Consider the following 12,497-nt stretch of genomic DNA (forward strand, 5'->3'; position numbering starts at 1 on the left):
GGCGGCGGAGAGGACAGCTGCCATTCGAGCGTCGTCGCACCTTCACCCCAGGGATTGTTGCCAGCGATCCGCTTCTTGGCGAAGGCTTCCCAAACACCGAAGAGGAAGATCAACACGGCAACGGCCGAGATATAGGAACCATAGGAAGACACCAGGTTCCAGCCGGCATAGGCATCGGGATAATCGATGTAACGACGCGGCATGCCGGCAAGGCCGAGGAAGTGCTGCGGGAAGAAGATCAGGTTCACGCCAACGAACATCACCCAGAAGTGCAGCTTGCCGATGAACTCGTTGTACATGTAGCCGGTGATCTTCGGGAACCAGTAATACCAGCCGGCGAAGATCGCGAAGACCGCGCCGAGCGACAGAACGTAATGGAAGTGCGCCACGACGTAGTAGGTGTCGTGCAGCGAACGGTCGAGACCGGCATTGGCGAGCTGGACGCCGGTAACACCGCCAACCGTGAACAGGAAGATGAAGCCGATTGCCCAGACCATCGGGGTCGAGAAGGTCAGCGAACCACCCCACATCGTCGCGATCCACGAGAAGATCTTGATACCCGTCGGCACCGCGATGACCATGGTTGCGAAGACGAAATAACGCTGCGCTTCCAGCGAAAGGCCGACCGTGTACATGTGGTGCGCCCACACGATGAAGCCGACAGCGCCGATGGCGACCATGGCGTATGCCATGCCGAGATAGCCGAAGACCGGCTTCTTGGAGAAGGTGGACACGATGTGGCTGATGATGCCGAAGCCGGGCAGGATCAGGATGTACACTTCCGGGTGGCCGAAGAACCAGAACAGGTGCTGGTAGAGGATCGGATCACCGCCGCCTTCCGGCGAGAAGAATGCCGTGCCGAAGTTACGGTCGGTCAGAAGCATGGTGATGCCACCAGCCAGAACCGGCAGGGAAAGCAGCAGCAGGAATGCGGTGACCAGAACCGACCAGGCAAAAAGCGGCATCTTGTGCAGCGTCATGCCCGGAGCGCGCATGTTGAGGATGGTGGTGATGAAGTTGATGGCGCCAAGGATCGACGACGCGCCGGCAACGTGCAGCGAGAAGATCGCAAGATCCACTGCCGGTCCCGGCATGCCGTTGGTCGAAAGCGGCGGATACATGGTCCAGCCGCCACCCACGCCGTAACCGCCCGCCGGACCTTCGACGAAAAGCGACAGGAGCAGCAGGATGAACGCCGGAACGATCAGCCAGAAGGAAATATTGTTGAGGCGCGGGAAAGCCATGTCAGGAGCGCCGATCATGATCGGGATCATCCAGTTGGCAAAGCCACCGATCATCGCCGGCATGACCATGAAGAAGATCATGATGAGCGCGTGCGCTGTCGTGAACACGTTGAACATGTGCTTGCCGCCGTCGATGGCAGCGTCACCCTCGAAGCCGTAAACCATGGAGGCCAGACCGTGGAAGATCTGGATGCCCGGCTCCTGCAGCTCCATACGCATGACAACCGAAAGCCCGCCACCGATGATACCCGCCATGATGGCGAAGATCAGGTAGAGCGTGCCGATGTCCTTATGGTTGGTCGACAGGAACCAGCGGGCGAAAAAGCCCGGCTTGTGGGAATGATCATGCGAATGATCATCATGCGCGTGCCCATCATGAGCGGATTGACCATGCGAGTGATGATCGTCGTGTGCGGAAGGTCCAGCCATTGTCGTCACTCCAGGTCTCAGTTGGTTTCGTTGGCGGCAACGTCGACCGTGCGCGGAGCGCCATCGACGGAGGCCATCAGTGCCCGGTTCGCGCCGTTCAGATCTGAAGCGGCGGCGGCGTGCCAGGCATTGTACTGCTGTTCGGAAACCACCCGAATGGCGATCGGCATGAAGGCGTGGTCCTTGCCACAAAGCTCGGAACACTGGCCGTAATAAAGGCCTTCCTTCTCCGGCTTGAACCAAGTTTCGTTGAGGCGGCCCGGAACGGCGTCGATCTTAACACCGAAAGCGGGCATGGCGAAGGCGTGGATGACATCCGTAGGCGCCGCCGTCACCAGAAGGCGAACGGTCTTGCCGACCGGAACGACCATTTCATTGTCTACCGCGAGAAGACGCGGGTAGCGGGCCTTGTCCTCCTTGCCTGCAGCTGCACGATCCTGCTCTTTCAGCAGATAGCTGTCGAAGGCGAGCGGCTCGGCGCCCTCGGCAGCCTTGTATTCGTAGTTCCAGAGCCATTGCGTCGCAGTCGCCTTCAGCGTCAGATCAGGGTTTTCCGGCTGCGTCAGCTGCGCGTTCAGAAGATTGAACGACGGGAAAGCGAGGAACAGGAGAATGAGAACCGGCGCAAGCGTCCACACCACTTCGATCGCGGTGTTGTGGCTGGTCTTGGACGGCACCGGATTCTTCGCTGCACGGAATTTCAAGGCGACGATAATGAGCAGCGCAAGAACGAAAAGCGTAACCGGAACAATGAACCAGAGCGTATATTGTTCAAACCAGCGTATTTCGTGCATGATCGGCGTGGCGGCCTCCTGCATGCCCATTTGCCAATGCACCGGCTGATCGGCGTGGGCGCCGACAGCCGTGAGCAGACAGGTCATCCCCGCCAATGCTGCGTAAATCCTATTCGTCACGGTACCCTCTCCCTCACGCGTCTGATCTTGATCAATTACAGACGCAGAATCCATGCTTATGGTACTAACTTCAAACCACAGTTTGTCCTCTGCCGCAATATGCGTAAGGACACGGATGTCAGCCAATTTCACCATTGTTCGTCGCAGCCGAGTTTCCCATGTCCCGTATCCCGCAAGATATTTCAGGTGCGCTTGGCAATGGTCAAAATCCGGCGCAGCCCCTGCTGGCAGCGCTTTTGCAGCAGGCTTCAGCCAACAGGCACCGGCTGCCGCACGGTCAAATCAGGCGCCTGCACCTGGCAACAGGTCCTATTTCCGCCCAACTCGGCTGGAATTGAGGTACCAAGGCTTTTTTTTCCGGATTATGGCGTCAAAATAGCCGCACTGATTCGAATCCCAGAGGTATCCATGCGTCTTTCCCCGCTCGCGCGCACTTTTCTTGCCGCCGCCGGTCTTGCCATCATCGCTCCCGCCGCAGCGGCGCTGGCGCAACAGCAGCCGCCCGGAACGCCGAAGTCGACGCATGGAGCATGGTCGGTGATCTGCGACAAGCCGGCAGGCGCATCCGAAGATCAATGCGCCCTGATGCAGAACGTGATTGCCGACGACCGCCCGGAAGTGGGGCTTTCGGTGGTGGTCCTGAAAACCGCGGACCGCAAGTCGCGCATCCTGCGTATCCTCGCACCGCTTGGCGTGCTTCTGAAGGACGGCATGGAGCTTTATATCGACAACAACAATATTGGCCGCGCCTATTTCACCCGCTGCTTCTCCGAAGGCTGCTATGTAGAGGTCGATATTGACGACGAACTGCTGAAGGTTCTGCGCGCCGGCAAGAACGCGGTTTTCGCGCTGCGTGAATCCGTCGATCAGGATCGTGTCGGTATTCCGATCGAGCTCACCGGCTTTGCCGAAGGCTACGACGCGCTTCCTTAAACAATAAGGTTGAATCCGAGAGACTAAAACTCTACCATGAAAGTATTGTTTTAACTATTTTCGGATATCATGAAATATAGAAAACCGGTAACCCTCCGTCAGTTTTGCGGCGTTTTTCTGGTACTTCTACTATTTGCTTTTGCGGTGAGCTTTGCTCATGAAAGTGGCCTCTTGCCCGATTTCATGGTAGGAAACGCGCAGCCGCAAATGCTGATTATGATTGTCACTGGGAATATTCTGTCGCAGTTCCACTGGGAACGCGTCGTGCCGAATCCGCCTGAGCACTGGGGACGTCTGACGTTGCTGGTTCTTCTCCATAGCGTCCCTGTCTATGTGGCCATGGCTTTTTTCGTGCACCTCATATTCAAGCTGACTTGAGCCAAATCACGCTTTGGCTTGCCACCGACGCCCCACAATCCTACATGCTTGCCAGACACTATTCAGTTTGGAGCCTCCCATGACCAACGACCTTGTAAATCTCTTCGATTGCGACGAGACGCAGTTGCGCAAGCTGGTCGCGGAAGCGCTCACCGGCGCAGACGATGGCGAGTTGTTCATCGAACATGCGCAGGCCGAATCGCTGACCTTCGATAACGGCCGCCTGAAGGGCGGCTCCTTCAATACCGACCAGGGTTTTGGCCTGCGCGCCGTTGCCGGCGAGACCGTTGGATACGCCCATGCGGGCGAGCTGTCGCAGGCTGCGCTGAAGCGGGCGTCGGATGCTGTCGGCGCCGTGACCAGAGGTTATTCCGGTTCCTATGCCGCAGCCCCACAACGCACTAACAAAAAGCTCTATGGCGACGAAAACCCGATCGGCAGCCCGAGCTTCGAGGAGAAGGTGAAACTTCTCACCGATATCGATGCCTATTTGCGCGACAAAGACGCGAATGTCCGACAGGTGACGGCGACGATTTCCGCAAGCTGGCAGGTAGTGGATATTCTGCGCGCCGATGGCCATCGCGTCAGCGATGTCAGGCCCATGACCCGTATCAATATTTCCGTGGTCGCAGGTGAAGGCGACCGGCAGGAAAGCGGCTCCTACGGCATTGGCGGCCGCGTCGGCTTTGGCGATTTCATCACCACGGAGAACTGGCAGCGCGGTGCGGACGAGGCGCTGCGCCAGGCGCTCGTCAACCTGACCGCCGTCGATGCGCCGGCCGGCACCATGGATGTGGTTCTCGGCTCCGGCTGGCCCGGCGTCATGCTGCATGAGGCTGTGGGCCATGGCCTCGAAGGCGATTTCAACCGCAAGAAAACCTCGGCCTTTGCCGGCCTGATGGGCGAGATGGTGGCAGCCCCGGGTGTGACTGTGGTGGATGACGGCACCATCGACAGCCGCCGTGGTTCGCTCACCGTCGACGACGAGGGAACACCGTCGGCCTATAATGTGCTGATCGAGAACGGCAGGCTGGTGGGATACATGCAGGACCGCCAGAACGCCCGGCTGATGGGTGCAAAGGCGACAGGCAATGGCCGCCGTCAGGGTTATGCCTATGTGCCGATGCCGCGCATGACCAACACCTACATGCTGTCAGGCGACAAGACGCCCGAGGAGATCATCTCCTCCGTCAAGAAGGGCATCTATGCCGTTTCCTTCGGTGGCGGTCAGGTGGATATCACATCAGGCAAGTTCGTGTTCGGCTGCACCGAGGCTTATCTCATCGAGAACGGCAAGATCGGCGCGCCGGTGAAGGGTGCAATGCTGATCGGCAACGGGCCGGACGCAATGAAACGCGTCTCGATGATCGGCAACGATTCGAAACTGGACACCGGCATCGGCAATTGCGGCAAGGCTGGGCAGTGGGTGCCGGTTGGCGTCGGCCAGCCGCATCTGCGCATGGACCAGATCACCGTCGGCGGCACGAAGGCGTAGTCCCGGCCTCGAGCCGGAATCCGGCCTACCCGCGTCCGCTTGGCGAGATGAGCCGTTTCAGCCCAAGGACTTGGGCGGGCTGTGTGCCGGATCATGTCCGGCACGAGGTGAGAAAAGCTGTGGCAGGCCGAAAAGTTGAACCTGCTTCAGCCCACAACTCCGCACATGGCTGCCATGATGAGGATTCCTCTGGCAAGTCACCCGGAAGACGATAATATCGCCCCATTACCGCAGGCCACGCCTCCCATAGCCGGGCCTGCGCGGCAAAGGAGACCATGACCATCATACGAAATGCCCTCGTCCCGGAACTAGCCGTCAGCGACTGGCAGAAAAGCCGCGCTTTTTATTGCGACCTGATCGGTTTTCATGTGGTTTATGAGCGCGCCGAAGAGGGCTTTGCCTATCTGGCGCTGGGTGATGCGCAGCTGATGATCGACCAGATCGGTGCGACCCGGACCTTCGTGGCGGAAAATGCAGCGCTTGAATTTCCGCTGGGCCGCGGCATGAATCTGCAACTTGCCGTTCCTTCCCTGCTGCCAATCCTCGCGCGACTTGAGCGGGCCGCAATCGATCTTGTCCTGCCGTCAGAGGAAAAATGGTACAGGCGCGGCACAGTCGAGGTGGGCAACCGGCAATTCATCGTCGCCGATCCGGACGGTTACCTGCTCCGCCCGTTCGAAAGCCTCGGCGAACGCCCCTTCCGGTTCGGTTGAGCCGCCATGCTGCCTTTTCTCCCGCATGCTGTCGTTTTCGACATGGACGGATTGCTGATCGAAAGCGAGACGCTTTATCGCGATTCCTTTCTGGCCGCGTCAGATGAGGGCGGCCACGGAATGCGGGTAGAGACCTATCAGAAGGTCTGCGGCAGCCCGTGGGATGTCATTACCGGCACCATTTTCGCCGATTATGGCGCGGATTTTCCGATCGACAGCTTCCGTGACGCCTGGCTCCGGCATCTTGCCGTGATGATGGCGGAAGGCGTGGCGCTGAAACCCGGCGTCGTCGAAATCCTCGATCTTCTCGACAGGCTTGATATACGCCGCGCCATCGCCACTTCCTCGCGGCACGATTCCGTCACGCGTCATCTCGGCCCCTATGACCTGCTCAAACGTTTCGATACCATCGTCGCCCGCGGCGACTATTCGGAGCCGAAGCCGTCGCCCATGCCATATCTTACTGCCGCAAAACGTCTCGGCATCGATCCGGGCCGTTGCCTGGCGCTGGAGGATTCCTGGCACGGCGTGCGCTCCGCCTCATCGGCGGGCATGATGACGATCATGGTGCCGGATGTCGCGCCGCCGACCGAGGAAATGCGGGAAAAATGCATTGCCGTTTCAACCGACCTTCATGCGGTTGCCGGTCTCCTGCAACAGGCGCCGTTATCAGAGGCATGAAGGCGCGTCACATGCCTTTAGCCATTGGTCTTTATGGTGCCTCACATATAGGCTGGCAGGCCGATCCTGCTCGAATTCAATTGTCGGCACATGCATAGACGGAGCGGCGATGATATCGCTCGCTCTTTCCGCATTTCTGATTACCCTGCGGCAGGTCATGACACCGGTGGCCGCCATTCTCGCAGCTCTGCTCTCTATCGTTTCGCTCTCATAATCGCGGCAGCGACAGAGCCGCAGCGCTAGGGTCGCGTCCCTCCCCGCAAACTGTCATACAGATGGTGTAAAACGCCACTTGCGCTCTATCGATGCTTCGATGTCGAGACCGTTATAATGGGCGAGCAGCAACACGTGACCCAAGAGATCGGCGGTTTCGTCGGCAAGACCGAGTTTCATCTCCTCTTCGCTTCTGCCCTTGCAGCGCCCACGCCCCGTCAGCCGGTTCCAGGCCTGCGTGACCTCACCAACCTCCTCCTGAAGCTTCAGCATATACCAGTCGGGATCGCGGACGATCCCATTTTCCTCGGCGTATTTCTGTGAGGCAGCTTTAAACTGGCGCATCAAGACAGCAAGCATTTGTTCATCCTTTGTTCGTGAGATACAACTCTGATCACGATTCTCCGGCGGCGTCGATTCGAAAGCGTATCGTGCGATAATCAGCTGAAATTTCCGCGACAGGTGCCTGCATGCGGGATAAAGAGGTATTCGAAACCCATGCAGTCACCCATGCCTCTCCTCGATTTTTTTTCGGCTCTCATCACCGCGCATAGTCCGACGCTGCTCGCCATGTTTGCGGGCGCCGCCTTTCTCGCCGGACTTGCCCGCGGCTTTTCCGGCTTTGGTGCGGCCCTCATCTTCATTCCGCTGGCAAGCGCCATTGTCGGCCCGCGCATCGCCTCGGTGGTTCTTCTTGTGGTGGACGGCGTTTTGACGCTCGGCATGATACCGCCGGCCTGGCGCATGGCCGACCGGCGTGAAGTCTTCACCATGGCAGCCGGTGCGCTTGTCGGTGTCCCGCTTGGAACGCTGCTGCTTTCCGGCGGGGATCCGCTCACCCTGCGCTGGATCATTTCCATCGTGGTTGTCGTGCTGCTGTTATTTCTCGTTTCCGGCTGGCGTTACAGCGGCCGGCCGAAAACGCCGCTCACCCTGTTCACCGGGCTTGTTGCCGGGCTGTTTTCGGGTGCGGCGCAACTGGGCGGTCCACCCATCGTCGCCTATTGGCTTGGCGGGGCCCTCAAGGGCGCTTTCGTGCGCGCGAATGTCATTCTCTATTTCGCGATTTCGACCGTGATCTCCGCCACCAGCTATTTTTTTGGTGGCCTGTTCACTGCCGACGTCTTTGTTTTTTTCCTGCTGGCCCTGCCGTTTTACGGGGCGGGTCTTTATGCCGGTGCACGGCTGCACGGGCTTGCCGACGAGGCGGCGTTCAGGCGCATCTGCTACGGCCTGATCGCCATTTCCGCCGTCATCGGCCTGCCGCTATTTGAGTCGCTGCTGAAATAGGCAGGCAAGGACGGCCTGCCCCCTGCAGCTTTCAAGGATACATGCGGACCTTGGACCACGGTTCATCCGGCGTCTCGCGGCGGAATTCGACACGGTCGTGCAGGCGGAACTTGCGGTCGTGCCAGAACTCGATGCTGACCGGGCGAATGCGGAAACCGGACCAGTAGGAGGGGCGCGGAATATCGCCGATCGCATATTTCGCGGTGTATTCGGCAACCGCCTTTTCCAGCGCAAACCGGCCTTCCAGCGGCCGCGACTGCTTCGACGCCCAGGCGCCGATGCGGCTTCCGCGCGGACGCGAGGCGTAATAGCTATCCGCTTCCGCGTCGGTAACGATCTCCACCTCGCCGCGCAGACGCACCTGCCGGCGCAGGCTTTTCCAGTGGAAACACATGGCCGCTTTTTTCTGGCCCAGGATCTCGCGCCCCTTCTGGCTTTCGAAATTCGTATAGAAAACGAAGCCACGATCGTCGACGTCCTTCAGCAGCACCATGCGCACATTCGGCAGGCCGTTTTCATCGACGGTTGCGAGTGCTACCGCGTTCGGATCGTTGATTTCGGAGGCCGTCGCGTCCTTCAGCCATTCGGCAAAAAGCGTGAACGGTTCATTTTCTTCAGTGAAGTCACTGGATGTTAACCCCGTTTCCGACATATTGACTAAAATGCTCCCGAGCTGATTTGGACCCCAGAGATGATCTCTGGCGAAAGATGGTGACCGTCATAGCAAAGTCGAACAGTCGAACAAAGGGCCTCCTTTCATCGGTAGCGGAAGTTTCCGCCATCGTGTCAATGCTTGTGGTGCTGAGCGGATGCGTCAGCCTTGACCTGTTCGGCGGCGACAAGGTCGATCGCTCGCTTTCCACCGCCTCTGTTCCCAACCAGCCCAATAATAACCCGCAGACCGACGACGCGACCATCCGCAATGCGGTCACATCGGCGGATCTCACCAAACTCGCGGAACAGCCCCTGCCCTGGGCCAATGCCGCAACCGGCAGCGCCGGTGTCGTCACCACCATTCACGAAGACAAGTCCAGCGGTTTCGTCTGCCGCGATTTCAAGACGACGCGCCACTCTTTCGAAGGTGTGGCGAGTTATGCCGGACAGGCCTGCCTGTCGGAAACCGGCGAATGGTTACTCACCCGCTTCGAACAGAAATAAACTGTTTACCCTGGCGCGCGGAATTAATCCGGCCGCATGGCAGCGCGCATTCCCCGTAAACAACTGCTTAGCAACTTATTGCCACAGTCGACGTTGTTTGAACCGAGGGCATGCATGCGAATGATCGCAGGCATCCCTTTTCGGAGGGGTTTGTTTCAGGATTGCGCCATGAGCGGCTGCACGTGCCTGAGCCAACGTAACTGGTGTTTCGCATGCGCGATCCGTATTCTATCCTCGGCTTAAAACGTGACGCCCGTCACGAAGACATCAAGGCTGCCTGGCGCACGAAGGCAAAAACCGTCCATCCGGACGCCAATCGCGATGACCCTGACGCGTCGGCGCGATTCGCCGAGGTCGGGCAGGCCTACGATCTTCTGAAAGACCCCAAAAAGCGCGATCTTTACGACCAAGCCCGCAAGGCGGCCGAGAAGAAGCAGCGCGGCGAAACAATCATGCAGCAGCGGGAGGCGGCGCGCGAGGCCGCCGAGCGCGCCAGGGCCGCTGAGAAGCTGATGGAGGAACTGGCCCGTGCGGATGCCCGCAACAGGGCGCAAACCGGCCAGAAAGCCGATGCAAAACCCGAAACGGCCGAAGATATCGTCGAGCGGATTTTCGGCGCCGACGCGCAGAACGACCCCAAGGTGCAGCAGGCAGCCGAAGCGGCGAAAGCCGCAGCCACGGGCGTTAAGGGCGACGCGCCCGGTGCTGGCGAGACCACGCAGACGTCTGCAAGCGAAACCGCAGCCGCTTCGCTCGCCGCCAATCTCTTCAGCGCTCTCGTGCGCCGCTTCCGCCCCCCGCAGACGCCGCCGGAAAAGGCACCTGACATCACGGCGGAAGCCACCGTTACGGTCACCGAACTTCTGGAGCGCAAATGGATCACCGTATCCCTTGCCGACGAACGCGAGGTACGCTTCCAGCTTGAACCCGGCATGACGGACGGCCATGTGGTGCGACTAAAGGGCCAGGGGCTGAAGTTGCCGAACATTGCGCGCGGCGATCTGGCCGTCACGTTGCTGGCGGCACGCGACGACACCTTTTCCCTTCGCGGCTTCGATATTCATACGACGCTGCCAATCTCTCTCAGTGACGCGGTTCTGGGTTGCGAGACGAGTATCCGGACGCCGCTTGGCGAGGAAACCGTCACCATTCCTGCCTGGTCCGGCTCCGATCGCGAGCTGCGGCTTGACGAAAAGGGGCTTGCGGACGGCAAGGGTGGATATGGCGATCTTGTCATCGAATTGCGCATCATCCTGCTCGAAAAGCCGGACGAGAAGGTGACTGACCTCATGCGCCACATGCGCGAAGGCCTTTATTTGTAAAAGTTTTGCGAATAGGCGGGACAACGCACCCTTTGTTACGTTCCCTAACAGTAGATGATCCTCGGCAATCTTGAACAGGATTGCAGCCTATGCCATAGGCAGGATCAATCGAAAGTATCAGGGAGCATACAATGGCTCAGGCATCCGGCCTTATGGCTGGCAAACGCGGCATCATCTTGGGTGTCGCCAATAATCGTTCAATCGCTTGGGGCATTGCCAAGGCTTGCGCGGACGCGGGCGCGGAAATCGCGCTCACCTGGCAGGGCGACGCGCTGAAGAAGCGTGTTGAACCGCTGGCGCAGGAACTGGGCGCCTTCATGGCCGGCCACTGTGACGTGACCGACCTCGAGACGATCGATGCGGTTTTTGCCGGGCTGGAAAAGCATTGGGGCAAGATCGATTTCGTCGTGCACGCCATCGCCTTTTCCGACAAGGACGAGCTGACCGGCCGTTATCTCGACACCAGCCGCGACAACTTCAACCGCACCATGGACATTTCCGTCTTCTCGCTGGCCGCCGTTGCCAAGCGGGCAGAGCCGATCATGAATGATGGTGGTTCGATCATCACGCTCACCTATTACGGTGCCGAGAAGGTCATGCCGAACTACAACGTCATGGGCGTGGCCAAGGCTGCACTCGAGGCCAGCGTGCGTTATCTCGCGGTAGACCTCGGCAGTCGCGGCATCCGCGTCAACGCGGTTTCCGCTGGCCCGATCAAGACGCTTGCGGCTTCCGGTATCGGCGATTTCCGTTATATTCTGAAATGGAACGAATACAACGCGCCGCTGAAGCGCACCGTTTCCATCGAAGAAGTCGGCAAGTCGGCGCTTTACCTGCTGTCCGACCTTTCGACGGCTGTCACCGGCGAAATCCACCACGTGGATTCCGGTTATCACACCATCGGCATGAAGGCCGTTGACGCGCCGGATATCTCGGTGGTCAAAGACTGAGCCGACCGAACTTTGAAACAGGGGTATCGCCTTGCTCGTCTATGTGATCCGGCACGGACAAACGGACTGGAATGCGATACGCCGGCTTCAGGGCCAGAAAGACATTCCGCTCAATGATTTCGGCCGCGCGCAAGCGGTCGGCAACGGCAAGGTTCTGGCGCAAATTCTCGGCGACTCCGCGCGTGATTTCGATTACGTGGCAAGCCCGCTCGGGCGCACGCGCGAGACCATGGAGCTGATGCGCGGAGCGATGGGGCTCGATCCCCACGCATACCGTACCGATGACCGCCTCGTCGAAGTTTCCTTCGGCGACTGGGAAGGCCAGACCCTGCCGGAACTGAAAAAAGAATTTCCCGACCGGGTGAAAGCGCGCAAGGCCAACAAGTGGGACTTCATCCCCCCCGGTCAGCATGCCGAAAGCTATGAAATCCTGTCCTGGCGTATTGGCGCATGGCTTTCCTCAGTCGAGGTGCCGACGGTATGTGTCTGCCACGGCGGCGTGATCCGCTCGATCTTCCGCCTGGTTTCCGGCATGGACAAGGATGAAGCCTCTACGACGCAGATCCCGCAGGACCGGATTTTGAAGGTCGAGATCGACAGGAACAGTGCTGAGTGGATTTCGTGAGGGTATCGATCCTCCTCCGTCATTCCGGCCTCGAGCCGGAACCCGGCCAACCCAAATCTTTAGGCTGAAAAAACCAATCCCGCCACGCAGACGCTCGTCGGCTGGATGTCGGATCACGTCCGGCATAATGGAAATTCTGGAGCTTCCCGACC

At 59.3% G+C, this 12,497-nt stretch carries 13 protein-coding genes and 1 pseudogene; 10 read left to right on the top strand and 4 right to left on the bottom strand.

Annotated elements, in window-relative coordinates; genetic code table 11:
- Positions 1-1,673 (bottom strand): annotated as a pseudogene (gene ctaD / locus T18_RS05600) (cytochrome c oxidase subunit I); the annotation flags it as partial.
- A 17-nt stretch (positions 1,674-1,690) separates the two neighbouring features.
- The gene (coxB, locus tag T18_RS05605; protein WP_019564187.1) at positions 1,691-2,554 is read right to left on the bottom strand and encodes a cytochrome c oxidase subunit II; all 864 of its coding nucleotides are present in this window, start codon (positions 2,552-2,554) and stop codon (positions 1,691-1,693) included.
- A gap of 441 nt (positions 2,555-2,995) precedes the next feature.
- Between coxB and T18_RS05610 the strand changes: the two genes are divergently transcribed.
- The 5 genes from T18_RS05610 (at position 2,996) to T18_RS05630 (ending at position 6,787) form a co-directional block, all read left to right on the top strand.
- On the top strand, positions 2,996-3,520 hold the full coding sequence (locus T18_RS05610) for an invasion associated locus B family protein (RefSeq protein WP_003511775.1): 525 nt from the start codon (positions 2,996-2,998) through the stop codon (positions 3,518-3,520).
- A 69-nt stretch (positions 3,521-3,589) separates the two neighbouring features.
- A complete protein-coding gene (locus T18_RS05615; RefSeq protein ID WP_038490085.1) occupies positions 3,590-3,898 on the top strand; it encodes a hypothetical protein in 309 nt (102 codons plus the stop codon).
- A 79-nt stretch (positions 3,899-3,977) separates the two neighbouring features.
- Positions 3,978-5,393 carry a metalloprotease TldD gene (gene tldD / locus T18_RS05620; RefSeq protein ID WP_003511774.1) on the top strand — a complete coding sequence of 472 codons (1,416 nt, stop codon included), beginning with the start codon at positions 3,978-3,980 and terminating at the stop codon, positions 5,391-5,393.
- A 275-nt stretch (positions 5,394-5,668) separates the two neighbouring features.
- Positions 5,669-6,106: a bleomycin resistance protein gene (locus tag T18_RS05625; protein WP_019564190.1), complete on the top strand. Its 438-nt coding sequence runs from the start codon at positions 5,669-5,671 to the stop codon at positions 6,104-6,106.
- Positions 6,107-6,112: 6 nt separating this feature from the next.
- Positions 6,113-6,787, top strand: coding sequence for an HAD family hydrolase (locus T18_RS05630; RefSeq protein ID WP_003511772.1), 675 nt, complete (start codon positions 6,113-6,115; stop codon positions 6,785-6,787).
- A gap of 267 nt (positions 6,788-7,054) precedes the next feature.
- On the opposite strand, the gene T18_RS05635 is transcribed toward T18_RS05630, so the two are convergent.
- Complete coding sequence (locus tag T18_RS05635) at positions 7,055-7,360, bottom strand: MazG nucleotide pyrophosphohydrolase domain-containing protein (RefSeq protein ID WP_038490081.1); 306 nt, start codon at positions 7,358-7,360, stop codon at positions 7,055-7,057.
- A gap of 150 nt (positions 7,361-7,510) precedes the next feature.
- Between T18_RS05635 and T18_RS05640 the strand changes: the two genes are divergently transcribed.
- Complete coding sequence (locus T18_RS05640; RefSeq protein ID WP_038490077.1) at positions 7,511-8,290, top strand: sulfite exporter TauE/SafE family protein; 780 nt, start codon at positions 7,511-7,513, stop codon at positions 8,288-8,290.
- A 31-nt stretch (positions 8,291-8,321) separates the two neighbouring features.
- Here T18_RS05640 and pdxH read toward each other — a convergent pair whose 3' ends face one another.
- Positions 8,322-8,942, bottom strand: a complete 621-nt coding sequence (pdxH, locus tag T18_RS05645; protein ID WP_003511768.1) for a pyridoxamine 5'-phosphate oxidase — start codon at positions 8,940-8,942, stop codon at positions 8,322-8,324.
- 56 nt (positions 8,943-8,998) lie between these two features.
- On the opposite strand from pdxH, the gene T18_RS05650 reads away from it, so the two are divergent.
- The 4 genes from T18_RS05650 (at position 8,999) to T18_RS05665 (ending at position 12,345) form a co-directional block, all read left to right on the top strand.
- Positions 8,999-9,448 carry an RT0821/Lpp0805 family surface protein gene (locus T18_RS05650; protein ID WP_051489680.1) on the top strand — a complete coding sequence of 150 codons (450 nt, stop codon included), beginning with the start codon at positions 8,999-9,001 and terminating at the stop codon, positions 9,446-9,448.
- A gap of 212 nt (positions 9,449-9,660) precedes the next feature.
- Positions 9,661-10,770: a DnaJ C-terminal domain-containing protein gene (locus tag T18_RS05655; RefSeq protein ID WP_038490075.1), complete on the top strand. Its 1,110-nt coding sequence runs from the start codon at positions 9,661-9,663 to the stop codon at positions 10,768-10,770.
- A 131-nt stretch (positions 10,771-10,901) separates the two neighbouring features.
- Positions 10,902-11,720 carry an enoyl-ACP reductase FabI gene (gene fabI / locus T18_RS05660; protein ID WP_003511762.1) on the top strand — a complete coding sequence of 273 codons (819 nt, stop codon included), beginning with the start codon at positions 10,902-10,904 and terminating at the stop codon, positions 11,718-11,720.
- A gap of 31 nt (positions 11,721-11,751) precedes the next feature.
- Positions 11,752-12,345 (top strand): histidine phosphatase family protein, encoded by a 594-nt coding sequence (locus T18_RS05665; protein WP_003511761.1) that lies wholly within the window; start codon positions 11,752-11,754, stop codon positions 12,343-12,345.
- Positions 12,346-12,497 lie beyond the last annotated feature (152 nt).

The organism is Rhizobium sp. TBD182 (assembly GCF_001950375.1).
In the GTDB taxonomy this organism is placed as follows: domain Bacteria; phylum Pseudomonadota; class Alphaproteobacteria; order Rhizobiales; family Rhizobiaceae; genus Agrobacterium; species Agrobacterium tumefaciens.